Annotated in this window: 21 protein-coding genes and 4 pseudogenes; 12 read left to right on the top strand and 13 right to left on the bottom strand. The window is 62.1% G+C overall.

Going from position 1 to position 24252, the window contains the following annotated elements:
- Window positions 1-13: 13 nt before the first annotated feature.
- Window positions 14-2536 carry a hypothetical protein gene (locus J7U39_RS21525; protein WP_210631812.1) on the bottom strand — a complete coding sequence of 841 codons (2523 nt, stop codon included), beginning with the start codon at window positions 2534-2536 and terminating at the stop codon, window positions 14-16.
- Window positions 2537-2726: 190 nt separating this feature from the next.
- Here J7U39_RS21525 and J7U39_RS21520 point away from each other — a divergent pair, with 190 nt between their 5' ends.
- The gene (locus J7U39_RS21520) at window positions 2727-4013 is read left to right on the top strand and encodes an ABC transporter substrate-binding protein (protein WP_210631811.1); all 1287 of its coding nucleotides are present in this window, start codon (window positions 2727-2729) and stop codon (window positions 4011-4013) included.
- A 134-nt stretch (window positions 4014-4147) separates the two neighbouring features.
- On the opposite strand, the gene J7U39_RS21515 is transcribed toward J7U39_RS21520, so the two are convergent.
- The gene (locus J7U39_RS21515; RefSeq protein WP_210631810.1) at window positions 4148-4624 is read right to left on the bottom strand and encodes a MarR family winged helix-turn-helix transcriptional regulator; all 477 of its coding nucleotides are present in this window, start codon (window positions 4622-4624) and stop codon (window positions 4148-4150) included.
- A 97-nt stretch (window positions 4625-4721) separates the two neighbouring features.
- Between J7U39_RS21515 and J7U39_RS21510 the strand changes: the two genes are divergently transcribed.
- Window positions 4722-5090, top strand: a complete 369-nt coding sequence (locus tag J7U39_RS21510; RefSeq protein ID WP_210631809.1) for an antibiotic biosynthesis monooxygenase family protein — start codon at window positions 4722-4724, stop codon at window positions 5088-5090.
- Window positions 5091-5186: 96 nt separating this feature from the next.
- On the opposite strand, the gene J7U39_RS21505 is transcribed toward J7U39_RS21510, so the two are convergent.
- From J7U39_RS21505 to J7U39_RS21480, 6 genes are all read right to left on the bottom strand, one after another.
- The gene (locus tag J7U39_RS21505; RefSeq protein WP_210631808.1) at window positions 5187-7331 is read right to left on the bottom strand and encodes a methyl-accepting chemotaxis protein; all 2145 of its coding nucleotides are present in this window, start codon (window positions 7329-7331) and stop codon (window positions 5187-5189) included.
- A gap of 16 nt (window positions 7332-7347) precedes the next feature.
- Complete coding sequence (locus tag J7U39_RS21500) at window positions 7348-8277, bottom strand: substrate-binding domain-containing protein (RefSeq protein ID WP_210631807.1); 930 nt, start codon at window positions 8275-8277, stop codon at window positions 7348-7350.
- Between the two features lie 197 nt (window positions 8278-8474).
- Entirely contained in the window at window positions 8475-9359 is an 885-nt protein-coding gene (locus tag J7U39_RS21495) for a carbohydrate ABC transporter permease (protein ID WP_210631806.1), read from the bottom strand.
- On the bottom strand, window positions 9349-10275 hold the full coding sequence (locus tag J7U39_RS21490) for a sugar ABC transporter permease (protein ID WP_210631805.1): 927 nt from the start codon (window positions 10273-10275) through the stop codon (window positions 9349-9351). The genes J7U39_RS21495 and J7U39_RS21490 overlap by 11 nt, the downstream gene beginning before the upstream one ends.
- Before the next feature lie 52 nt (window positions 10276-10327).
- Window positions 10328-11548 (bottom strand): sugar ABC transporter substrate-binding protein, encoded by a 1221-nt coding sequence (locus tag J7U39_RS21485; protein ID WP_210631804.1) that lies wholly within the window; start codon window positions 11546-11548, stop codon window positions 10328-10330.
- Window positions 11549-11594: 46 nt separating this feature from the next.
- A complete protein-coding gene (locus tag J7U39_RS21480) occupies window positions 11595-12914 on the bottom strand; it encodes an alpha-L-fucosidase (RefSeq protein WP_210631803.1) in 1320 nt (439 codons plus the stop codon).
- Window positions 12915-13121: 207 nt separating this feature from the next.
- On the opposite strand from J7U39_RS21480, the gene J7U39_RS21475 reads away from it, so the two are divergent.
- Window positions 13122-14129: a LacI family DNA-binding transcriptional regulator gene (locus J7U39_RS21475; RefSeq protein ID WP_210631802.1), complete on the top strand. Its 1008-nt coding sequence runs from the start codon at window positions 13122-13124 to the stop codon at window positions 14127-14129.
- A gap of 9 nt (window positions 14130-14138) precedes the next feature.
- On the opposite strand, the pseudogene J7U39_RS31870 reads toward J7U39_RS21475, so the two are convergent.
- Window positions 14139-14273: pseudogene (locus tag J7U39_RS31870) on the bottom strand (CopG family transcriptional regulator); the annotation flags it as partial.
- 260 nt (window positions 14274-14533) lie between these two features.
- Between J7U39_RS31870 and J7U39_RS21470 the strand changes: the two are divergent.
- From J7U39_RS21470 to J7U39_RS21455, 4 genes are all read left to right on the top strand, one after another.
- The gene (locus tag J7U39_RS21470; protein ID WP_210632199.1) at window positions 14534-15262 is read left to right on the top strand and encodes a FadR/GntR family transcriptional regulator; all 729 of its coding nucleotides are present in this window, start codon (window positions 14534-14536) and stop codon (window positions 15260-15262) included.
- Window positions 15263-15525: 263 nt separating this feature from the next.
- Window positions 15526-16539 carry an ABC transporter substrate-binding protein gene (locus J7U39_RS21465; protein ID WP_210631801.1) on the top strand — a complete coding sequence of 338 codons (1014 nt, stop codon included), beginning with the start codon at window positions 15526-15528 and terminating at the stop codon, window positions 16537-16539.
- Window positions 16540-16633: 94 nt separating this feature from the next.
- Window positions 16634-17452 carry an ABC transporter ATP-binding protein gene (locus J7U39_RS21460; protein WP_210631800.1) on the top strand — a complete coding sequence of 273 codons (819 nt, stop codon included), beginning with the start codon at window positions 16634-16636 and terminating at the stop codon, window positions 17450-17452.
- An 11-nt stretch (window positions 17453-17463) separates the two neighbouring features.
- The gene (locus J7U39_RS21455; RefSeq protein ID WP_210631799.1) at window positions 17464-18345 is read left to right on the top strand and encodes an ABC transporter permease; all 882 of its coding nucleotides are present in this window, start codon (window positions 17464-17466) and stop codon (window positions 18343-18345) included.
- Window positions 18346-18426: 81 nt separating this feature from the next.
- Here J7U39_RS21455 and J7U39_RS21450 read toward each other — a convergent pair whose 3' ends face one another.
- Together J7U39_RS21450 and J7U39_RS21445 are read right to left on the bottom strand one after the other, a co-directional pair.
- On the bottom strand, window positions 18427-19827 hold the full coding sequence (locus tag J7U39_RS21450; RefSeq protein ID WP_210631798.1) for a sensor histidine kinase: 1401 nt from the start codon (window positions 19825-19827) through the stop codon (window positions 18427-18429).
- Window positions 19817-20485 (bottom strand): response regulator, encoded by a 669-nt coding sequence (locus J7U39_RS21445; protein WP_210631797.1) that lies wholly within the window; start codon window positions 20483-20485, stop codon window positions 19817-19819. The genes J7U39_RS21450 and J7U39_RS21445 overlap by 11 nt, the downstream gene beginning before the upstream one ends.
- Before the next feature lie 181 nt (window positions 20486-20666).
- Between J7U39_RS21445 and J7U39_RS21440 the strand changes: the two genes are divergently transcribed.
- Both J7U39_RS21440 and J7U39_RS21435 read left to right on the top strand, forming a co-directional pair.
- A complete protein-coding gene (locus J7U39_RS21440) occupies window positions 20667-21245 on the top strand; it encodes an isochorismatase family protein (protein WP_210631796.1) in 579 nt (192 codons plus the stop codon).
- Complete coding sequence (locus J7U39_RS21435; protein ID WP_210631795.1) at window positions 21242-22252, top strand: helix-turn-helix domain-containing protein; 1011 nt, start codon at window positions 21242-21244, stop codon at window positions 22250-22252. The genes J7U39_RS21440 and J7U39_RS21435 overlap by 4 nt, the downstream gene beginning before the upstream one ends.
- On the opposite strand, the pseudogene J7U39_RS21430 reads toward J7U39_RS21435, so the two are convergent.
- Window positions 22247-22558, bottom strand: a pseudogene (locus J7U39_RS21430) (carbohydrate-binding protein); the annotation flags it as partial. The gene J7U39_RS21435 and the pseudogene J7U39_RS21430 sit on opposite strands and share 6 nt — an antisense overlap.
- Here J7U39_RS21430 and J7U39_RS21425 point away from each other — a divergent pair.
- The 3 genes and pseudogenes from J7U39_RS21425 to J7U39_RS21415 form a co-directional block, all read left to right on the top strand.
- Window positions 22558-22911 (top strand): annotated as a pseudogene (locus J7U39_RS21425) (hypothetical protein); the annotation flags it as partial. The pseudogenes J7U39_RS21430 and J7U39_RS21425 overlap by 1 nt on opposite strands.
- Window positions 22912-23075: 164 nt before the next feature.
- Window positions 23076-23318, top strand: coding sequence for a type II toxin-antitoxin system prevent-host-death family antitoxin (locus J7U39_RS21420; RefSeq protein WP_210631794.1), 243 nt, complete (start codon window positions 23076-23078; stop codon window positions 23316-23318).
- Complete coding sequence (locus tag J7U39_RS21415; RefSeq protein WP_210631793.1) at window positions 23318-23740, top strand: type II toxin-antitoxin system VapC family toxin; 423 nt, start codon at window positions 23318-23320, stop codon at window positions 23738-23740. The genes J7U39_RS21420 and J7U39_RS21415 overlap by 1 nt, the downstream gene beginning before the upstream one ends.
- Here J7U39_RS21415 and J7U39_RS21410 read toward each other — a convergent pair.
- Window positions 23737-24245, bottom strand: a pseudogene (locus tag J7U39_RS21410) (HIT family protein). The gene J7U39_RS21415 and the pseudogene J7U39_RS21410 overlap by 4 nt on opposite strands.
- Between the last annotated feature and the right edge of the window lie 7 nt (window positions 24246-24252).

The raw sequence follows: 24252 nt of genomic DNA, 5'->3' as shown, positions 1-24252 counted from the left end.
AAGAACCTATGTTTTAGCAGTAGAACGGCCCGTCAGCGCCGGCTTGGCAAGCGGCGCTGTCGTGGGTGAGGATCGGGTGCGGCTGATCATGCGTGAACGCCCGGGGCTGACCGGCGATCGAAAAACCCTCCGCATAGGATAGAGCGATCGCCGGACCGCACGGCGGCGTCAGGGAAAGACGCCGAAGGGTCGGATCGAAGGACACCGCCGTCTGGCACAGGCGCTCGATGAAGCCCTTGAAAGCATCGTCATTGCCGGATGCGACGATGGCCGCCCAGCCGCAGAGCGATCCATGCGAGCGCGCCTCGCGGCCCGCGGTCGACCCGTCGGTGATCAGCTCCAGGCCGTTCGAGGCCCAGAGGGCGGCAAATCCCCTGCCCGACCGGGCGATCAGCCATTTGTCCTCGACGATCAGATCGTCGAGACCGTCGCGGCCGATATAGGCGTGCGTCCAGGCATGCCGCGCATCACCCGTGTCCTCGATCAAAAGGGCGACGTCGCGATGCTGGGCGACACGCGGCAGGATGCCGTTGCCGGCCCAATAGGACGGTCGTTGGTTGCCCCACGGGTCGTCTTCGCCGGGATGGTTGACCCAGAGCCTCGCCATCGGATGGCCGGCGAGCCGGATATCGAGAACGTGCTGCTGATGCCCCTTCCGGCCGGTCTTGTGATCGACGACAGTCGAAAGCTGTGCGGCCTCGTTCTTGAAGAGCACGAGCTTGCCGCTCTCCAGGCCCTGGCTGTAACGCGCCTCGACGCTTCTTCCCCGCGAAAGCGAAGCAAGCTCGGCGAGATCGGCCGGAGGCTCATAATCGCCGGCGCAGAACATGGTCAGCGCCGCGACGCCGTTGTTGAGCCAGCCCGTGCCGAAGGCGACCTGGGCGAAGGGCGCAAGCTCGGTCAGCGGGCCGGCGCGCAGTTCCTTGTCATAGGCGCGCCCCTGCGACCCCGCCGGAACGCCGGCAAGCGTATGAAGGGCGATCATGCGGAAGATGAGATCGATCTGGCCGCGAGCGCGGCCGGCGATCCCGCTCTCCGCCCAGCGCTCCAGTGCCAGCAGGCCGATGAAATCGATCGGGTAATAGGCGGCCGAGTTCCACTCCGCCAGGCCATGCGCTTCGACGCTGTCGAACCAGCGCCCGAGGCGCTCGGTGGCGAGCGCCGCCTGCTGACGGCCCGTGCGCCCCGAGGCCGAGAACATTTCGTCGGGCAGGAGAAGTCCGGCCAGAAGCTGGCTGGTATGGAAGCAGAGCACATGGTTCTCGCTCCAGAACCACATCGCGTCGTTGCCCGGCTCGTCGACCCAGTAGCGGTAGGAGAGAACGGAATGGCGGATGCGCTCGACCGTGGTCTTGGGCATCCGGTCGCCATAGGCGCCAAGCAGCCACAGGAGCGGCACCATGATGAAATCCGAGCAATCCTCACGCTGATCGATGGAGGCGAGCGTCGCATCGACGATGCGGTCGAAGCTTTCCTGGTCGCCGTAGCCGGTTTCCATCATGGCGATCAGGCGGCCGGCGCGGTTGACGCCGAAGCGGGCGCTGTATTCCAGCGCCTGCCGCTTGCGGGCGGCAAGCGATGCCTCTGCCGGCGATGGCGAGATGCTGCTCATGAAGGCGGCATCGATGACGCGGGTGACCGAGCCCGTCCCGGAGCCGATCGTCATATGGATGCCGTGATAACCGTCGGCAATGGCGCAGACATCGTCGGCCGTCAGCCGGTTCTGGCCGGCGTGCAGGGTCAGCTTCGCATGGGCGAGAACCGGCCGCTCGTGACCATGGCCGACCACCTTGAGCTCCACCGGCAGGTCGCGCTCGGGCGCCGTATCGAAGATGATCTCCAGCGGCTCTTTGACGAAGACGTCGCGGGCCGGGCGCACGCCGCGCGAAAGCGCTTCCAGCTCCCGCACCTCGTCCTGATCCAGCGATACTGGCAGCAGCACGCAGAGCGGCTCCTCGTCCAGCATTTCGAGCTCGAAGAACCAAGTCGTGTCGCGCTCGGCAAGATCTTCGGTATGGACGAGAACCTCGTTGTCGCCCGCCTCGAGCTGCAGCCTTATCTCGGTTGCGCTCTCGATGTTACGCTTGAAAGGTTCGAAGCGCACCGCCTCCTGCCCGTTGACCCATATGCGAACGCCGCCGCAGGTCTTGAGCGCGAGATTGAGCGTGCGGGGCGCCTCCGTCCTGAAGGTGCCCTTCAGCCATTTCCTGACATGCGTCGGCACATGCCAGAAGCTGGTGAATTCGACGCGGCGGTTGGAGCCGGGAAGATTGAGGCTCTCGGTCTGCCAGGATGTGTCGGGCATAAGCTCGCGGCCGACCATGGTGGACCAGAAGGCCTTGCGGCACGGCAGGTCGCCGACATCGACAAAACCGTTGATGAAACGATAGTTGACGCGGTCTTCGGCGGGCGCGGGCTCGCCGGGAAAATAGCGCGCGATGAGGGCGGACACGGCCCACGCTGTTATCGTCTGCCTCTGGCCCACGCCATAGGCTGGCGCCATGTCGTCCGGCTGCTTGATGCTTTCCGTTTTCACAGATCGCCTCCTCCGCAATCCAATGAAAATATTTTCATCAGGTTATTTGGTGCGTGATTTTTGAAAATTGCTCAAGAACGCCGCTATTGCTGCAGGAAATAGCTTGACGAGATGAATGTCAAGTATATGAAATTGACTTATCGATGGCCAAGGCCGCGATTGATGAAAATGTTTTCATGGGAGGATGAAAATGAAAAACTATCTATCAGGGGCTTTCGCACTGGCGTTGACGACTGTTTCCCTCGCTTGGTCCAGCACTGCCATGGCGGAAACCAAGACGATCACCTTCTTATTCACCGACGACGATCAGGCTTACGTCGAGCGGATGGAAGCCCTGAGCAAGGAATTCGAAACGGCGCATCCCGACATCAAGGTCAACTTCGTCTCATCGGGCTATGATGCGGTCGCCAAGCAGTTGCCGGTACAACTTGCCGTCGGCGAGGGTCCCGACATCGCCAAGATCACCGATTGGCAGCTGGCGCCCTATTACCTCGACATGCGCCCGCTGATGAAGGATCCGGATGGCTTCGCCAAGCTGCACGGCGACAGCCTGAACACGCTTCGCTTCCCCGGCGTCAACGATCCGAACTCGATCAACGGCTATGTTGCGTCACAGACCTTCAACCTGCCCTTCGTCAACAAGACGCTCTTCGAGCAGGCCAAGGAACCGCTTCCCCAGCCGACCGCTACACTGAGGGACATTGTCGAAGCCTCCGCGCGCGTCGCCAAGGCCACGGGTGCGCAGATCCCCTTCACGATGGACCGCTCGGGCCATCGCTTCTCGGGCGCTGCCTTCTCCTACGGCTCGAACTACGTCAAGGACGGCAAGTTCTCGTTCCCCGACGATGCTGCCAAGCGCTACATCACCGACCTCTACAACTGGACGAAGGACGGCTCATTCCCCAAGGAAATGTGGGGTGCGGCCGGCGGAACCCAGTACAAGAACATGGGTGACGAGTTCGTCAACGGCAATGTCGTGACCTATCTTGCTGGCAACTGGATGGTCAATCCGTTCCAGAAGAAGATCGCCGACGCTTTCGACTGGACGGCGATCAGCGCGCCGTGCGGCGATGCCGGCTGCTATGCAATGCCGGGCGGCACCGCGATCGTCGGCTTCAAGCGCACCAAATATCCCGAAGCCGTGGCCGCGTTCATCGAGTTCCTCGGCTCTGAAAAGATCCAGCGTGAAATCGCCGAAAATTACGTCATCCTGACCGGCGCCGACATCAAGGATCCGCAATACAAGCTCGAGAGCAAGAACGCTAAGGAAGCCATGGCCGTCTTCCTTGCGGCCCGCGACAGTGCGCCGCAGGCCGCCCGCGACCTGGAACGCCTCAAGGGATCCGGGGCCATTTATCAGCTTATCGTCCAGCGGATGAGCCAGCTGATCGTCGGCGAGCTTTCCCTCGACGACACCTTCAAGGCCATGAGCGCCGACGTCGACAAGATCAACGGAGCGCTTGCCGCCAACAAGTAATCGGCCGCGCCTGTCTCCCACAGATTGCGCGCTGCATCAGCCACGGCCTCGCAGCGGGCCGTGGCTGATCGTTTTTGGCCCCTTTCTCACAGATCCGTTTCCGAGGATCGGCGGCAGCGTTATTTCAACTGCCGTCAACCCGGCTCCTCGCCGCCTTCGCTTCCTTCCAGCTTCTGGAGAAGCGCCTTCATGACCCGATGGGTGATTTCGATGTCGGTGATTTCGAGGCCCTCCGCGAGGCCGCTTGCCCATGGGGCCTGGAGGCGCATAGCGGCGTTGAAGGTCTCGCGGCCCTTCTCCGTCAGCACCACGAGTTGGGCGCGCCGGTGATGCGGATTGGCCGCGAAGGCGACAAGGCCCTCCTTCTCCAGATCGTTGACGATGCGCTGCACATTCTGGCGGTTCGCGCCCATGTCACGCGCGAGCCAAGCGACCGGCTGAGGGCGCGCCGACGCGCCGACCGTGCCGAGAACCTGCCAGCGCGCACTCGTCAGCCCAAGGCCGGCAACCAGCCTGTCGCCCGACGTCAGCATACGGTTGTTCAGCCGGAACAGGTCGAGAATGAGAATGGTCAATGCGGATCCAGCAGCTGCTCGCTCAGGTTTACCCATTTGTCACCATGCAATATATTTGACATCATAATGTCAATATCATATGTCTCGTTTATGTCGAATTGACATCACGCAACCATACAGAATGGAGTGTACCATGTCACGCATTCGCCCGATGGACCCTGCCTTCCCGATCGAGCGCCAAATCGGCATCGATGCGTTCCCGGTCGTACTCGTCAACCTGTTCACGCTCGACAAGGCCGATGAAAAGGCATTCCTCGAAAACTGGCAGGACGACGCAACCTTCATGAAGAAGCAGCCGGGCTTCATCTCCACCCAGCTGCATCGCGCATTGGGCGAGAACCCGACCTATCTCAATTACGCCGTCTGGGAATCGAACGAACATTTCCGCGAGGCCTTCACCCATCCCGAGTTCCGGGCCAAGATTTCGGCCTATCCCTCCTCGGCGATCGCCTCGCCGCACCTCTTTCAGAAGGTTGCGGTGCCAGGCATCTGCGTGGCTTAGCCGAAAGAGCCAGGAATTCGGGCCCGTGAAGGAAGGTAGACGCGGCTCCCGCCGGCTTGCCGGCGGGAGCGGTTGGATGTTTGCATCAGCAGGACATCAGGACGCCAATGCGTAGTATCGCTGCTCCGACCCCCTGCCGCTGCCGGTCTTGAAGCGGCGCAGCAGTTCGGCGAGGCTTTCGGTTTCCTGGGTCAGGCTCTGGGCGGCGGCCGTGGTCTGTTCGACCATCGCGGCGTTCTGCTGTGTCACCTTGTCCATCTGGTCGCCGGCGGCCGAGACTTCGCGCAGACTCGTCGCCTGCTCGCGGGCGGCAACCGCGATTTCAGCAACGGTCTCATTCATCGAAGAGACCTGCTCGACGATCTGCTCCAAGGAGACGCCGGATTCGCCGACCAGCTCGACACCCGTCTTGACCTGCGCCGAGGAGGTGGAGATCAGTTCCTTGATCTCCCTTGCCGCATTGGCCGAGCGCTGGGCAAGCTCGCGGACTTCCTGGGCGACGACGGCAAAGCCCTTGCCGGCTTCACCGGCTCGAGCCGCTTCGACACCGGCATTCAGTGCAAGCAGGTTGGTCTGGAAGGCGATCTCATCGATGACGCTGATGATGTTGCCGATCTTCGACGACGAATTCTGGATTTCCGTCATTGCGGCGATGGCGCGGGAGACGATCTCGCCGCCCTTTTCCGCATTGGTGCGGGCCGTCGCCACGACAGCCTGGGCGCGGCTTGCACCCTCGGCCGTCCCGTTGACGCCCCGCGTCACGTCGCCAAGCGCCGCGACGGTTTCTTCCAGCGACGCAGCCTGCTGCTCGGTGCGGCGGGCAAGATCGTTCGAGGCGGTGGAGATTTCCGCAAGGCCGGAGCGGATCGTCGTAACCGCGCTGATGACGGAATCGACCGCCTCCTCGAGGCTTGCGACCGAATTGTTGAAGTGATCGCGGATTCTGACGTAGCGGGCGTCCACTTCGCCGACGCGGACGGATAGGTCGCCTTTCGAGAGCGCGTCGAGACCAAGCGAAATCTGTCGGAAGGCATGTTCCATCACCTGCGCGTCGGAAAGCCGCTCGGCCTCCTGGCGCAGCCGCTCTTCTTCGGCCGCCAGGCGGGCGCGCTCGGCATTGGCCTCGGCGATCAGCTTGGCGCGACCCGTTTCCTGGAACACCTTCAGCGAACGCGCCATGGCGCCCAGTTCATGGCGGTGCTCGTCGCCTGTGATGACGATAACGTCGTCGCCGCGGGCGAGCTGTTCCATGGATTGCGCCATGCCCCGGACAGCCGAGGAAATCAGCCGGCCGACGAAATAGGAGAGCACGAGGCCGATGACGATCAGCAGGCCGCTGATGACGAGCGTCGTGCTGGTCGCCGAGGCAACCGTTGCTTCGACCGAGCCATCAAGGTTCTTCTGCGCGCCGGTCACCGTCGCCTGCAGATCCTTGAATTCGCCTGCGATCTTCGGCGCCAAAACGTTGAGCTGCGTCTGGCGGATATTGCCGGAGGCCTGCAGCACCTCCTTCATGTCGCCGAGGCGCGCGGTGTAATTCTGCATGAGCTGGCCGGCGCCCATCAGGCGTTTCTTCTGCAGCTCGTTCTTGGCAGCCTTGGCAGCGGCGTCGTTCAACGCCACTGCCTGGGCAAGTGCTGCCTGCGCCGTGTCATAGGCGGCGAAGTCATCGGAGTGAACGAAGCGCTCGGAGAAATAGAGACTGCGGTTCAGGGCCTCCAGCGTTTCCGCTGTCATGTGCAGCAGGGCAACGTCGGTCTGGCGCCAGGCGCTGCGCATGACGTCGTTGAGCGCGATGCTGGTCCAGGGGCCGAATTCGGTGACCTTGGAGATCAGCAGGTCGCGCCGGGCCTGAAGGGTGACAATCTGTTCGAAGGCCTTTTCGTAGGCAGCGATATCCTGGCGGATCATCGCAAGGCCGGACTGCAGCTCCTTGTTGCCGGCAAAACGCGGGTCATCCGCCTCGAAGGCCTTCACGCCGGCGCGGAAACCATCGACGACGGCCTGCGTCGGCGTCGAGCGGAAGGCTTCGGCCGACAACTGGATCTCGTGCAGCTGGTCGCTGTAATCCGAGATGGCGAGGCTCTGGCCTGCCGTGGCGCGATAGGAGGCGAAGATGGCGGCAAGCCCGTTCATGCCGGAGATCGCGCTGACCGTGAGCAGGCTCATCAGCAGGATCAAAGGCACGAAGCCCGCCGTGATCTGCGCGCGAATGCCGAATTTATTCCAGAAATGCAACATTATAGGCCTCTTATGCTCACTGGCTCTTCGGCAGGTATTTGGAAAGGTTCTCAGACGTCACGAGTTCAAAGGGAACGTTGTTTTCGCGCGACACCTTCTCCTTGTTGACGAGCTTCACGGCAGCGTCGACTGCGGCCGCGCCCTGCCCGACGGCGCTCTGGAGAATGGTGACGTCGAGATCGCCGGCCACCATTGCGGCAAGCGCATCGTCGGTCGCGTCGACGCCGGCGACGACGACATCTTTCATCGGCATGCCGGCCTTCTTCATGGCGCGGATCGCGCCGAGCGCCATCTCGTCATTGTTGGCGATAACGGCGTCGAACTTGACGCCGGCCGCAAGCCACTCCTGCATCTGCTGGTCGGCATAATCGCGCGACCAGTAGGCGGCCTGCCGCTCGACGATCTCCAGGCCCTTGCATTCCGGCGTGGCGATGACATCCGATATATCCTGGGTGCGGGCGCGGGCGGCCGCGTGGAAAGGCTCGCCCATCAATACGACGACGCGGCCCTTACCCTTGAGCAGCGCGCAAACCTGCTTCGTCTCCAGCGTCCCCGATTCCTTTTCGTTGGAGGCGACCACGACCTGATTTTCAGGAAGATCGAGCAGGTTGGAAGGAACGTTGTTGATGTAAACAAGCGGAATGCCCGCATCCGCCGCCATCTTGGTCATCTGCGGCCCGAGATCGCCATCCGAAACCGCCAGGATGATGGCGTCGACCTTGTCGGCGATGAGCTTCTGGACCTGCTTCTTCTGCAGCTCGTTGTCGCCCTTGGCGTTCTCGGTAACCAGCTTGAGGCCGGAGACCATCTGCCCGTGCGTGACGACGCCATTGAGAAGCGCTGTCCTGAATTTGTCGAGATCGGACATCGAAACGCCGATCGTCTGAGCATTGGCAACAGAGACCGACATCGCCAAGGCGATGGATACAAGCGTGGCCGTTTTCATAAATTCCCCTGCGCAATTCGGATAGAAGCGCGTTATTTCAAATTTTGGTTAAATTTTACTTTTCGCGCCGGAGCTGGAAGTATCGGCGGGGGACTTGATGCCGTGGCGGCAGCCCCTTCTTCGGCTCCGGTCACGTGGACTTGAGAGGCGCTGCGGCAAATTCGGAACTGATGCCTCAAGTCTTTGTTTCATTGACGTTATCTTCCGCCGAATCCGGAGCCGACGCTGATGCCCTTGTAGATTACTCTCTGCAGCACGATGGCGAGGATTACCCCAGGCACCATGGAGATGGTGGCGCCCGCCATAATGTAGTTCCAGGCGGTGCCCTGCTGCGTCTGGAACAAGGTGAGCCCGAGCGGCAACGTGGCCTTTTCGAGCCCACTGGTGGCGATCAGCGGCCAGAGGAAACTCTTCCACTGCGCGATGAAGGTAAAGAGCGACAGCAGGCCGATCGCCGGCATGGCGAGCGGAACGATGACCCTGACCAGGATGCGCAGGCGCGAAGCCCCGTCCATCATCGCCGCCTCATCGAGGTCCTTGGGAATGCCGAGAATGAACTGCCGCAGCAAGAAGGTGCCGAAAGAGGAGAATGCGACCGGCAGGATCATGCCGTGATAGGTGTTGATCCAGCCGAGCTTGCTGACCAGAAGGAAGAGCGGGATGACCAGCATCACCTGCGGGATCATCAGCGTGCTGAGATAGGTGAGCAGCAGCCCTTCACGGCCGGGGAACCTCAGGCGGGCGAAAGCGTAGGCCGACAGGCAGGAGACCACGATGACGATCACGGTCACGCCGCAGGCAACGACGAAGGAGTTCAGCAGGAAGGTGCCGAAGGGCAACGACACCAGCGCCTCGATGAAATTACCCCACTGATATTCCTCGGGCAGGATACGGACCGGCACGGCCAGCACTTCGGTGTTGGAACGCACTGCATTCGACACCATCCAGAAGAAGGGAAAGAGAAAGAGCAGCGCGATCAGCGACAGTCCTGCGTAGCTGACGAAGCTGCCGATCCGCCGCAGGATGCGATGCCGGTTCCGGGACTGGGAATGCGGATACCGCGAGGCCGGGTCAGTCGTCATAATGCACCCATTTGCGCTGCATGTGGAACTGCAGGATGGTGAGCGCCATGATCATGACGAACATCACCCAGGCGAGCGCCGAGGCGTAACCCATCTGGAAATTGGTGAAGCCCTTCTGGTAGATGGCGAAGCCGAGGGTGGCCGTCGCCGAGCCCGGGCCGCCACGCGTCATCGCAAAGATCTCGTCAAAGACCTGCAGCGAGGTGATGGCCGTCATGACCGTGGCGAAGAAGACCGTCGGCGAGATCAGCGGCAGGCGGATGCGCCAGAAGCGCCGCCAGGGACCGGCGCCGTCGATCATCGCCGCTTCGAGATAATGCTTCGGCACCAGGTCGAGCGCGGCGTTGAACATCACGACGTTGTAGCCGACATTGGCCCATAGCGTGACGAGCACGACCGCCTGCATGGCCCAGCTCGAACTCAGCAGGAAGTTCGGCAGGCCGAGGCCGAGCGAACGGATGACGCTGTCGGCGAGCCCGTCCGGCGTGAAGATCAGCAGCCACACCACAGAGGCTGCGATCGTCGGAGTAAAGGTCGGCAGAAAGAAGATCACCCGAAAGATCGCCTTGCCGCGCTTCAGGCTCGATATCCAGACCGCGAGCGTCAGCGAAACGATGATATTCACAGCCAGATACTCGACGGCGAAGAACAGCGTATTGCGCAATATGGTGTAGAGGGCTGGATCGACGGTGAAGAGCTTGATGTAATTCTGCAAGCCGACGAAGGATGGCGTCGAGATCAGCTGCCAGTTGGTGAAGGAGAGCGCCAGCGACGCGGCGATCGGCAGGGCCATGAAGATCATGAAGCCGAGGAAACTCGGCAGCAGGAACAGCATGGCCGTCTGCGTCTCGAGTTTCAAGAAGTGCCTGGGATGACCGGGCTGCAGGGCAATTTCGGCAACGGCGCTTTCCGACATCTCTTCCTCCATGCGCGGCAGCTCCCGCCGCCGCGCTCTAGCACGGCACGCTCTATTGCTGCGCGAGGCTCTGGATGGACTCCATCGTCTGCTTGGCGTCGGCGCTACCGCCGAAGGCGGGCGGGAAATACTGGTTGAAGAGATTTTCCACGGCCGCCCAGTTGTTCGTGATCGCATAGGGCACCGAATGCGCTAGCGAATAATCGAGCGCCTCGCCGCCATTGGTGATGTCCTTGGCCGCCACCTTGTACCAGGAGGATTGCGAGGCCGTACGCGCCGGCAGCGCCCGGCCCTGTTCGGCGAGGTACTGCAGCGCCTCAGGGCTGGTCAGCACCTGGATCGCCTTCCAGGCCGCGTCCTTGTTCTTGCTCGTCCTGGCAATGCCAAAACCGGAGCCCGCAGTGACGGCCGTAAGCTCTCCGTCTGCGCGCGGCAGGGTGGTGGAACCAACCTTGAACTTGACCTTGTCCTTCATGCCGATGATTGACCACGGACCGTCGATATACATGGCGACATTGCCAGAATAGAAGCGGCCCTGGATGACCGTGCCGGCATCGGCACTCGACGGCACCAGCGGCGCGACCTTGTCCTTGGCGGCAAAGCCGATCACCCTCTCGGCAGCGGCAATGGCGCTCCGATTGGTGAGGTCGAGCTCACCGGCATCGTTGACGTATCTATCGCCCCAGGCCGAGGCCAGGACCGAATAGTTCTGCGGGGTGATGCCGAAGCCGTACTTTCCGTCCTTCGTCAGCTTCTTGGCGGCATCGGTAAACTCGGCAAGCGTCCAGCCCGGCTTCGGTAAATGAATACCGGCGGCTTGGAGCGCGTCCTGGTTATAGTAGATGACCCACGGACCGACGTCATAGGGCAGGCCGTAGAGCTGCTTGTCGACGGACATGCCGCCGATGATCGAGGGGGTGAAGGCCCCGACGTCGAATTTGTCGGCCGCGATTCGGTCGTTCAGCGGCTCGAGCAGCGAATAGAAATTCGGCATGCGCAGCGACTGCATGGACACGATGTCGGCGAGCTGCCCCGACGCCGCCAGCACCGGCAGCCGCGTCCAGTAGTCGACCCAGCCCGTCGTCGTCAGCGTCACCTTGATATCGGGATATTTGGCGTTCACCATGTCGGCCAGGTGCTGCCAGCCTTTGGTATCGGCATCGGAGCCGGTCCACATCTGCCAGGTCAGGTTGATCTGCTCGGCCGAGGCGGCTGTGGCAAAGAGGCTGCCGCTAATTGCGGCAAGCAAAAGCGTTTTTTTCAGAACCTTCATGGGTTTCTCCTCCTCCATGACGCAATGAACACGCAAGTGCGATCGACTACGCCTTGAGGACGATCTCGATCACCGGGACGGTAACGTCGGGTCGCCGCACCGGCAGTTCGAGCGTGATCATGCCTTCCGGCACCATCACGCCGATATTGGAATCCACATCCCTGGTGTGGCTGAGCCAGCGCACCTCGCTGGCGTCGTGCAGGAATTGCGCATATGCGATCCTGTCGGCGAGACCTTCGATATGGATGTGGCGGTAAGGCCAGTTGTAGACATGCAGGTAGAGGCGGTTGCCGCGCTGGGTGTAGCGGCAGCCGGCCGGCACCGGAAATTGGGACGGACCGGCTCCGTAGATCGACCGGGCATTGACCGCCATCCAGTTCTGGTAGACCTCGAGTGCGGCGATGGCGCGGGCATCGAACGTGCCGCGGCCGGTCGGGCCGACATTCATCAGCAGGTTGCCGCCGAGCGCGACGGAATCGATGAGCAGCTGGATGATCTGTTCCGGGCTCTTCCAGCTGTCCTCGTCGCGATGATAGCCCCAGGAACCGCTGAAGGTGTGGCAGGCTTCCCAGAGCACGCCCTGACTCGCAAGAGCCGGCGCCACGCGCGGCGTATATTGCTCCGGCGTCGTGATGTCGGGCAGCTTGCCCGACGGCAGATCGAGGCGGTTGTTGACGATAATTTCGGGTTGCAGCTCGCGCACCAGCTCCAGCAGCCGTTCGCTCTCCCAGTCTGCGCGCCCCTTGCCGGGCAGGCCGCGATATTCACGGCGGGGATAGCTGAAATCGAACCAGATGATGTCGATGCGGCCGAAGCCGGTCAGAAGCTCGCGCACCTGTTCGCGCATATAGGCGGCGTAATTGACGATGTTGCGGCCGGCATTCAGCGCCTCGACTTCCGGATGATTGCGCAAGGGGTGGTGGACGTCGATCGGGAAATCGGGATGGTGCCAGTCGAGCAGCGAGTAATAGAAGCCGATCTTCAGTCCCTCGGCGCGGAAGGCCTCGACCAGCGGCGTCAGCAGGTCCCTGCCGCAAGGCGTGTTCGGCGCCTTGTAGTCGGTCACCTTGCTGTCCCAGAGGCAGAAGCCCTCATGATGCTTGGTCGTAACCACGACATATTTCATGCCGGCAAGACGCGCGCGGCGCGCCCATTCCTTCGGATCGTAAAGATCGGGATCGAAATTATCGAAATAGCGCTGGTAATGGTGGTCAGTCAGCTCTTCTCGGTTCTTCAGCCACTCATGCCGCGCTCCGAGGGCATAGAGACCCCAATGGATGAACATGCCAAGACGATCATGGCTGAACCAGGCGTGCTTACCCGCTCCCGACACCGAATTTTCAGGCTGGCGCTCCGAACTCGTCACAGGTTTTCTCCTCCCTGTTTTCCGGCCCCACCTCATGTCGAACCGGTTCGGTGATTGAACATCGTCCTGGATCCAGCGCATGTCAAGCCGAAATTCACAATTCGCAAACTCCGAAATATCTGGCTCAGAGGTATGCATTTCGCCAAGTTCTGTTGCAACGGCGGATAAAATCTGACAAAAGAAAGCTTTAGAACCGGTTCGATAACCATGACGACCATACGAGATGTCGCGCGCCTGGCGGGGGTTTCGATCTCGACCGTCTCGCTCGCGCTCAACAGCCCGAAGCGGGTCGGCGCCGAGACGCTCGACCGCATCCGGCAGGCGATACAATCGACCGGCTACCGCATCGATCCGGTGGCCCAGACGCTGGCGCGCGGGCGCAGTTCGCTGATCGGCTTCGTGTCGGCCAATCTCGGCAACATGTTCTTCGGCGACATCCGCCGCGAGATCGAGCACCAGGCGCTCGACCACGGCTATTTCGTGCTGATCGCCGACTCCTCCGGCAGGGCCGATCTCGAACGGGCGCTCTTGGAGCGGCTGCAGGCGCAGAAGATCGCCGGCATCGCTTTGGCGGCAAACGGGCGCGGCGAGGAATACGCAAGCTTCCTGCGCGAGTTCAAGACGCCGATCGTCATGTTCGACCAGAAGGTGGAGGGCGCCGAACGCGATTTCGTCGGCTCCGACAATCCGCTGACGACGACGATCCTGACCGAGCACCTGCTGCAGCTCGGCCACCGGCGCATTGCCTTCATCTCCGGCCCGAGCGGCCTGCACACCGCCGACGAACGCCTGAAGGGCTTCATGGATACGATGGCGGGCGCCGGCGTCGACGTCGATCCTTCACTGGTGGTCGAGGGCGGCTATACCAGGAGCGGCGGCCACACGCAGGCGATGCGCCTGCTCACCCGCCGCGATCGCCCGACCGCGATCATCGGCGCCAACAACATGATGGGGCTGGCAACCTTGCAAGTGATGCAGGAGATGGGCTTTCGCTGTCCCGACGACGTATCGCTGGCAATGGTCGACGACGTGCCCTGGAGCAACGTCATCACGCCGCGCATCACCATGGTCGTGCAGGATGCGCAGAAGCTCGGGGAACTGGCTGCACAGCGCCTGTTGGCCAGGATCGCAAGCCCCGAGGCCGCCGCCGAGCCGCCGCAGGATTTCATCCTGACGCCGAGATTCGTGCGTGGGGAGTCGACAAAGCGGCTATAAGGCGCTGGCCTAAACTTCCTTGCGAGGCCAGGGAAGAGGCCGATCATCATCGAGGCTATCAGCCCATGCTTGCATCAACCCGTGATCGACAGTCTTGCCCTCGTCCACATCAACCAGTGCTTCAAGAGTCAAACTGCGGCGCTTTCCTGCACAGGCGGAAGCGAAACCTGTTCAGCCGGGATTCTGGTTCCCATCGCAGCTCTCTTATCGACCATCGCAATCATAGCGAATAACTCAGATCATATGCAACGGGGCACCCTACCGCCAAAATCGGCAAGCACCCACAATTGTGCGTCCATTGAAAGATCACAAGATTTGTCATACATGTGTGATGAATCGTAATTTCGGGATGTCGCGGCCCTGGCCGGCGGGATCGAAGCCGATGCGGGGATCGAGGCGTGGCTATGCAGGGGAAGGATCGCAGCAGGGGCTCGGGGTCTCTGGTCTCACAGGTTGGCGAAAGCCTGCGGCAAGCGATCCTCAGCGGCCAGTACGCCGCCGGCGACAAGCTTCCGAGCGAGCATGAACTGACCGAGACGCACAGCGTCAGCCGGACCGTGGTGCGCGAAGCCGTGGCAGCCCTTCGCTCCGACGGGCTGGTCGAGGTGCGCCAGGGCGCGGGCATCTTCGTGATCAGCCCCGACGCGGCGCTGTCGGGCCGGAAAGTCGACAAGGCCCGCGTCGCCTCCGATCTGGAAGTGCTGGAGATCCGCACACCTGTCGAAATCGAGGCGGCGGGGCTCGCCGCGCTGCGCCGCTCGCCGGCGCAGGAGGAAGCGATCTTCGAATGCCATCGGAAAATCCTCCACTGCATCGAGACCGATCAGTCCATCCGCGAGGCGGATCTGGAACTCCATGTCGCGATCGCCGAGGCGACGAACAATCCGCTGTTCAAGCACTTCCTGGAGTCTCAAGGCTCGGCGATCATCCCGCAATCGAGGGTCGTTCCGGAAACAAGGGCGGCCGAACAGACCGCCTACCGCAAGCTCATTCACCGGGAACATGAAGCGATCATCGTGGCGATCTCCGACAGGGACGATCAGGCGGCCCGCAACGCCATGCGTGAGCATCTGGTCGGCAGCCAGGCCAGGTATCGCAACCTGCTGAAGGATCTGCGAAGTTTTACGAGCTGAGGCTAACGCAGAGCGCTGCAGCAGACATCACCAGACCAACCGCTATCCCGGCTGCCGCGAGCAAATGGCCGATTGCGCAGCCGCGTTATGGTAAGGGACGTGCGCAGCTCATATCGGCGCGATGGATGGACGGGCTGTTAACCTGTCTGCGGCTGAAAGCTAGTTGAAAGCTTCGGCGTCTTAGGAAAGGGCAGCATCGTGGAGGAGACACGGGTCAAGGTGACGAGACGACGATGCGGGTAAACCATCAGGAGGAGATATCAATGCGTTCTTCACGCAGCCTTTTTCACACCGTCGCTTTTTCCGCGCTTCTCGCCGCAGCCTCGTTCACGTCAGGCGCCGCCCACGCGGCCGACAAGATCACCATCATGGTCGGCGGCTATGAAAAGCAGATCTATTTGCCGGCCAAGCTCGCTGAATCCCTGGGCTACTTCAAGGACGAAGGTCTCGACGTCGAGCTGCTGAACGAAGCGGCTGGCGTCGATGCCGAAAACCAGCTTCTGGCAGGCGCCGTGCAGGGTGTCGTCGGCTTCTACGACCACTGTGTGGACCTGCAGGCCAAGGGCAAGTTCGTCGAATCCATCGTTCAGTTCAGCCAGGCGCCTGGCGAGGTCGAGATGGTTTCGAGCAAGCACCCCGACATCAAGTCGCCCGCCGACTTCAAGGGCAAGAGCCTCGGCGTCACCGGTCTCGGCTCCTCCACCAACTTCCTCACCCTCTTCATGGCCTCCAAGGCGGGCCTGAAGCCCGGCGACGTCGTCACCATTCCGGTCGGCGCCGGCGGCACCTTCATCGCCGCCATGCAGCAGGATCAGATCCAGGCCGGCATGACGACGGAGCCGACGATCTCGCGCCTGATCAAGACAGGCGAAGCGAGCGTTCTCGTCGACATGCGCACGGTCGAAGCGACCCGCAAGGCACTCGGCGGAACCTACCCGGCTGCCTCGCTCTACATGGAAACTTCGTGGGTCGAGGAACATAAGGACGAGGCACAGAAACTTGCCAGCGCCTTCGTCAAAACGCTGAAGTACATCAATACGCATTCCGCCGCCGAGATCGCCGACAAGATGCCGAAGGATTTCTACGTCGGCGACAAGGACGGCTACGTCAAGGCTCTCGACGAGGGCAAGGGCATGTTCACGCCTGACGGCGTGATGCCGGAAGACGGTCCGCAGACCGTGCTTGCCGTGCTCTCGGAGTTCTCCAAGAACGTCAAGGGCAAGCAGATCGACCTTGCCAAGACCTACACGACCGAGTTCGTCAAGAACGTCAAGTGAGGCCGCCGCGCCGCTTCCAGCTCCCGAGCGGAAGCGGCGTCCGTTCGATCACGGGCATCGCGTGCGCGCCCCTAAGCACGCCTCAGGTATCACCATGCAACAGGACAACAATCAGACCCCGGCGATCGAGTTGATCAATGTCAGCCGGCGCTTCGTCTCTCCGACCGGCAAGTCGCTCACTGCGCTGCGCGATTTCAACATGACGGTCGCCCGCGGCGAGTTCGTCGCCGTCGTCGGCCCCACCGGCTGCGGCAAGTCGACGACACTCAACCTCGTGACGGGCCTCGCACGCCCGAGTGCCGGCGAAGTCCGCCTGATGGGCGGGCCGATCACCGGCATCGACCCGCGTGTCGGTTTTGCGTTCCAGACCGACGCGCTCTTCCCGTGGAAGAACGTGATCGACAATGTCATGGCCGGCCCGCTGTTTCGCGGCAAGTCGCGCGCCAAGGCGGAACAGAGCGCCCGCGACTGGCTGGCCCGCGTCGGCCTGTCGAAGTTTCTGAACCATTATCCCCATCAGCTTTCCGGCGGCATGCGCAAGCGTGTCTCGCTGGCGCAGACCTTTATCAACGAACCTGAAATCCTGCTGATGGACGAGCCCTTCTCGGCGCTCGACGTGCAGACCCGCACGGTCATGCACGAAGAGTTGCTGAAGCTCTGGGCCGAGCGCAAGGCGTCTGTGGTGTTCGTCACCCACGATCTCGAAGAGGCCGTGGCGCTTGCCGACAAGGTCTATGTGCTGACCGCCGGCCCGGCCACGGTGAAATCGGTCTATCCGATCGACCTTCCCCGCCCCCGCGTCGTATCGGAAATCCGCTATGAGCAGAGCTTCATCGACTACTGCAAGACGATCTGGGAAGACCTGCGCGAAGAGGTCGAGACCAGCTACCGCCGCGCAAGCGAAGCGGCCTGACGGAGGATATCATGGCACACGTCACATTCGAGGCCGGTTCGGCCACTCTGTTTCGCCCGGGCACGTCGGATGCCGAGATCGAAGCCTCCGCGCTGAAGGCGATACGCCGGCGCAACACGCTGGTGCGCTTCTGGCAGATCGCCATCCTGGTCTTCGTGATCGGCATGTGGGAGCTTTCCTCCAACATGAACTGGATCGACCCATTCTTCTATTCCAGCCCGAGCGGCGTCGTTGAGCGGCTTTACGAATGGGCGACCGAAGGCACCACCGAAGGATCGCTCTGGTATAATCTGTGGGTGACGATGGAAGAGGCACTGATCGGCTTCTTTGCGGGCTCGATCACCGGCGTCTTCGTCGGCATCGGCCTCGGTCGCAACCGCTTCCTGTCGGACATTTTCTCCGTCTACATCAAGGCAATCAACTCGATCCCCCGCGTGGTGCTCGCCCCGATCTTCATCATGATCATGGGTCTCGGCCTGCCGTCCAAGGTGGCGCTCGCCTTCATCATGGTGTTCTTCGTCGTCTTCGCCAACGCCTTCCAGGGCGTGCGCGAAGCCGACCGCAACATGATTGCCAATGCCCGCATCCTCGGCGCTTCCGACTGGCAGGTGACGCGCACGGTGGTCATTCCCTCAGCGATGAGCTGGATCTTCGCCAGCCTGCACGTCTCCTTCGGCTTCGCGATCATCGGCGCGATCGTCGGCGAATTCGTCGGCGCCCGTTTCGGCATCGGTCAGTTGATCTCGATTGCAAAGGGCACGTTCGATGCAGCCGGCATGTTCGCGGCCATCCTCCTCGTCATGGTCGTCACGCTTTTTGCCGAATACATCATGACGCTGATCGAGAACCGCCTGGCAAAATGGCGTCCGCAGCAGCACCTCGACACGCAGTAATAAATCCGCCTCCTCCCAAGGCAGATCGAAGCGAAGGCCGGGCTCCATGCCCGGCCTTTGTCAATTTGGAGCGTCGCCGGTTCAAGCGAGCGGAAGCCGCACGGTCACGACGAGACCGCCGCCCTCCGCATCGCTCAGCGAAACCGAACCTCCGGCGCCTTCGACGACCTCCCGAACGATCGCAAGCCCGAGACCGCTCCCTTCGCTTTCGGTTCCCATGATCCGATAGAACCGTTCAAAAACCTGCTCGCGCTCCCCTTCGGGAATCCCCGGCCCATTATCCCAGACGGTGACGACGGCGTGGCCGTTCTCCTTCCCGACGGCGACGGTCACTCGCCCATCGGCTTTGCTATAGCGGATCGCATTGTCGATGAGATTGACCAGCATTTCGCGCAGCATCGTCCCGTCACCCGCCACGATGGCGGAGCGGTCCGCCTCCAGGCCGAGATCGATGTTGCGCTTGAGTGCCTCTTCGGCATAGGCCTCCAGGATCTCGCGGGCAGCCTTGCTGAGATCGGTCGCGTCGCTGCGGGGGCGCCGGCTGCCGGGCTCGGCTCGCGACAAGGTGAGAAGCTGGCTGGCGAGGCGCGAAATCTGCCGTGTGCTGGTGCGCAGCGCTGCAAGCGCCTCGTCGCGGCGGGCCGCATCATCCTCCCGGGATGCCACGCTCGCCTGCGTCGAAATCAGCGCGAGCGGCGTCCTCAACTGATGCGCCGCATTCGATACGAACCGCCGCTGCGCGGCCATCTGGTTCTGGACGCGCTCCATGTAATCGTTGAGCGCATGGACGAGCGGGCGTAATTCGCTCTGGACCATCTCCGGCGGCAGCGGATCGAGGCGGTTGCGTCCGCGCCGCCGCACGGCGTCCCGCAACCTGAGCGCCGGCGCGAGGCCGCGCTGAAGCCCGAGGATGGTCACCAGGCTTGCGACGAAGACAAGCACGAACTGCTTCGAAAAATCCGAAAGCCACAATTGCTGTCGCATCGCGTACTGGCTGTTGTGGGTCACGGCGACGGTCACCGAGATCGTGCCGTCATCGGGAAGACCGACGACGGGATGGTCGAGCATGATGACACGCACATCGGCGCCGTGGAAGGCGCGATCATCGCCCGCCCGCTGGACGGCTGGCCGCGGCAGGTCGGGAAAGCCGCTCACCAGATTGCCCCAGGCGGTGATGACCTGATAGGATACACGGTCGCCAAAGCCGGTATCGAACATCTCGAGCGCGGCCGGCGGCACATCCACCTGAACATTGCCGCCCTCATCGACGCGTACCGCCTCGGCGATGACGCGGGCGGAGGCGAGAAGCGTTCGATCCGTCACCAGCTTTGCCGTCGCGTCGGCCGACCAGAAACTGTCGTAGAGATTGAAGGCGATCGCACCGAAGAGCGTCAGCAGCACCCAGCAGAGCAATTGCACCCTCAGGCTCTGGCTGAGCCGCGCGATCGTTCCGCCGGCCTTTGTCACGGCGCTATTGGACATGTCTGAGGAGATAGCCGAGCCCGCGCAGCGTCGCAATCTGAACCGAACTGTTTTCGAGCTTCTTGCGCAGCCTGTGGACGTAAATTTCGATGGCGCTGGGATCGGCCTCATCATGGAAACCGAAGACGCTTTCCGACAGGGCGGCTTTCGAGACCGTGGTGCCGAGCTTCATGACGAGCTGTTCGAGAACGGCATATTCCCGCGGCGTCAGTTGCAGCGGTTCGTCTGCGACGAAAAACTGCCGCGTGCCGCCGGAAAAGCGCAGGTTTCCGACGGTGATCTCCGAGGACGCCCGGTGCTGGCCGCGGCGGACGACCGCGCGGATTCTCGCCTCGAGTTCGGCGATTTCGAAAGGCTTGGCGAGATAATCGTCGGCGCCGCTGTCGAGCCCTGCCACACGGCCGTCCAGGCTCGCATTTGCGGTCAGGATGATGACCGGCAGCTTGTTTCCCGATTGCCTCAGCCGCTTCAAAAGCGTCAGTCCGTCAAGCTTGGGCAGCGCAAGATCGAGGATCATCGCTGAATATTCCGCCACCTTGAGCAGATGCTCGGCGTCCTCGCCGTCATAGGCAATATCGATAGTGTACTGCGCCTGCCGCAGGGCTTTGCCCAGCCAGGCCGCCAGTTCCTTGTTGTCCTCCACCACAAGCAGTCTCATCCGTCCCCCTTAGCACGGGCAGAGGGGCTGGCGGAAGCGTGCCTATGGCGTTGTGTCTCGCCCGCCGTTCCCGGCGCGAGGCCGCCCTCGGCCGCATTGGCGCGAATTGTCCGCTATTTGTCCGGCGCGTGCATTTTCCTCTGTCTTCATGTCGTCGAATATGGCTTCATGATTAACCGCCATGGAGCAGAAAATGTCCGGCCATGAAACCATTCTTCTCGTCATAGACGCCCAGGAGTCTTTTCGGCAGCGCGATTATTGGGATGGAGCCCTCGCACCCGCCTATATCGAACGCCAGCAGTCTCTGATCGACGGCGCCGCAGCCCACGGAATACCTGCCATCCAGATCTTTCATGTCGATGGAAGCGGGCCGTTTTCGGAAAGCTCCGGCTTCGTCAAAACGCTCGCCCCGCTCAGGATCGCTCCCGAAGCAACCTTCAGGAAGAGCCGCCATAGTGCGCTCGTCGGTTCCGGGCTCGACGTGTGGCTCACCAAGAATGGTGTTCGTCGCATCATCGTCTCCGGCATCCGCACCGAACAGTGCTGCGAGACCACGACGCGCCACGCCTCGGATCTCGGCTATCAGGTCGACTATGTCGGCGAAGCGACTCTGACCTTCCCGATGACCGACGCGGCGGGGCGCACCTGGAGCGCCGGGGAAATCCGGGGCCGCACGGAACTGGTGCTGTCGGGCCGCTTCGCCCGGATCGCCACGGTCGAACAGGCGCTGGCGGGGCGCGAAGAGCAACTCGCGGCATGACTGGTACCGCGCAGCCCTTCGATATTCCCGTCTACGTCGTCGTGCCGCCGCGCGTGCTGCTGCTCGATGTCGCTGGCCCGATCGAAGTGCTGCGCAAGGCGAACCTCGAACAGACGGCGGTGCGTTTCAGCGTCACCTATATTGGCCCCTCGGCAACGGTCGGCAGCTCGATCGGCCTTGCCGTGACCGGCGTCGCCGCCTTGCCGGAGCGATTGCCCGACCAGGCGCTTGTCGTCATCGCCGGCAGCGCCGACGCGCCGATGGAGAACAACCGTCCGTGGGACGAAGAGGAGCGCGCCGCCCAGGCCGCGATCGTCGCCTGGCTGAAGCGGGCCATTCGTCCAGGGGTTCGGCTGGCCTCGATCTGCTCGGGCGCCTTGCTCGCCGCCGAGGCCGGAATGCTTGACGGCCGCGAATGCACCACCCATCACGGCTGCATGGAGGACCTGGCGAGGCTTGCGCCCACCGCGCGCATCCGGGACAACCGGCTCTATGTCGAGGATGGAGAGCGCCTGACGAGCGCCGGCATCACCGCCGGTATAGACCTCATGCTGCACATTGTTGCCGAGGCGGCGGGACATGCCTGCGCGCTTGCGGTGGCGCGCTATCTCGTCGTCTATCTCAGGCGCGGCGGCTCGGATCCGCAGCTTTCGCCCTGGCTCGAAGGCCGCAACCATATCCATCCGGCCATCCATCGCGCCCAGGACGCAGTCGCTGCCGATCCCTCCCGCGACTGGTCGGTCGCCTCGCTCGCGCGCCTCAGCGGCGCCAGCCCGCGAAACCTCTCGCGGCTGTTCAACGAATATACCGGCATGAGCGTCACGGATTTCGTCAACCGTATGCGCGTGGCGCTCGCCCGCGAGATGCTCGCCGGTTCACGGCTGGATATGGAGGCCGTGGCGATGCGCGCCGGCTTCGGCTCGGCCCGGCAGCTGCGTCGCGCCTGGAACAGACTGCATGACAGCCCGCCGAGCGCGGCGCGGCCCAAGCCGGCCCTCGGCTCATAGCGTAAGAGGAAGGCGGTGCCCGGCCTCGTCTTCGACAGCGACGACGGCAGCCACCTCCGTCCCCCAGATTTCGATCTGCGTCAGCGCCGGGAAGGGCGAACTGTCCTCAGCCTTTACAAGGCCGTGCAGTTCCATCCATTCGATGATGCACGGCTCTATCGCAAAGCGCTGCGCAGCACCCGATTTCACCAGCGGGAATGAAAAGCTCCTGCCGTTCGAGAAGGTGACGCTTGCCTTTTCCCACCAGGAATCATGCGGGAAATCCGCCCGGAGGTAGAAGACGATCTCATCGATCCGCACCGGCCGAGCGCGCCAATTTCAACGCCGACCGATCCGAACAGGCAGAGGGCCGTGCCGTCTGGTACGGCCAGACCGATATCAGCGCTATCGTCGATCTCTCGACTCGCCCGAGAGCCGGCCATGCGATGAGCCCTATACCCAACACCAACCTCATCCACGCCAAGACCCTGCTGCCGCAGTTGCACGGCGAAATCGACCCAGGAACTACCGTGCTGGTCACCGCGGCACTGGCTCTGCCGGTTCAGGAGAATTGGGTGCTGGCGCTGGAGAATTCGCCGGCCTGCCCGGATCTTGATGAAGTGGAGCGGCACTTCCGCGAGAAGAGCGTTCGGGTGCCGGCATTCGCTCTGCCGCAGTAGCTTCAAAGCCTGCCTCCGCCGTCTCGCACTCCGGGCCTGAGGCTGTCGAGGCAGGTTGGTTTGCGGTTGACCAAGTTGCAATTCGAAGCCTATCATCGCTCAAGATATCGGCAGGCCGCTGTGGCGCCCGCTCGACAATAAACGCAACAGCAGGGGAGGCCGTCATGGCGGTCACAGTCAAAGTCGCTGAAGCAAAGACCCATCTGTCAGAACTACTCGCCAAGGTCGAGGCCGGCGAAGAGGTTATCATCTCCCGCGGCAACAAGCCGGTTGCTCGGCTTTCGCGCATTCGCCGCGAAAACGATATCGCTGCACTGATCGCCGAGATCAAAGCTCAACGTGCCAGCCGTCAATTCACGACGCAGGAAGAAATCCGCGAGTGGCGTGACGAAGGCCGACGTTACTGATGACCTTTGTCCTTGACGCCTCGATCGCCGCAGCGTGGTTTCTCCCTGATGAGCAGCACGATGCTGCCGACCGGCTTATGTCCGATCTCAACACGACGGTTGGATTAGTACCGACCTTGTTCTGGTTCGAAACCCGTAATCTGTTTCTGATGGCGGAGCGACGTGGACGGCTTCGATCCGGCGAAGCGGTGCTGCTGATGACGCAATTGCGGGGCCTGTCCTTGGAGGACGCCGGATCAGGAGGAGACGGATTGATACTTCATCTGGCAAACCGCTATGCACTCACGGCATATGACGCGAGTTATGTTGCCCTTGCGAAAGCGGATGGCCTGCCTCTGGCCACAGCCGATCGAAAGATGGCGGACGCGGCGCGCAACGAAGGCATCACCATCCTCGGGCCACTCGAACGACGTGAAGTCTAACAACGATTAGTCCCCTCTGCGTGATATGCTTCAGCGATCCGCCGCGCCAGCTCCGCCATTTCATTTTCGGGCATCTGCAGAACGCCATGTTCCGCCATCAACGCATGGTATTGCTGCTCCTCAAGAGGCACGCCTGAAGGCAAGAGAACGACATGAAAATGCAAGTGGCTGTTGGCTTGCTGGCTGCCGAGCGAAAGCACATAAATCCGCTCGGCGTCGAATACCCTTTTCAGCGCGCGGGACAACACATGCACCTTCTCCTGCAGCCGAAGATATTCACCCCCGACATGTCATTCGCCAGGTCTTCGCGATGTTCCCTCGGGCAGACGAGGCAATAACCGGGCAGTGTCTGATATTTGCTCAGGAAGATAATCGTCTCATCGTCTTCGAAAATACGATGATGAAAACAAGCCGGATCATTCTCGATCAAGCCGCAGATAAAGCATGGCCGCGTCGCAATGTCGCGCACATAGGTCTTGAGATCGAAGGGTTGGCGATCGATCATTCTGAAC

Origin of the sequence: Rhizobium sp. NLR16a (genome assembly GCF_017948245.1) — a bacterium.
Lineage (GTDB): Bacteria > Pseudomonadota > Alphaproteobacteria > Rhizobiales > Rhizobiaceae > Rhizobium.
This window is presented reverse-complemented; position numbering and strand designations above follow the sequence as displayed.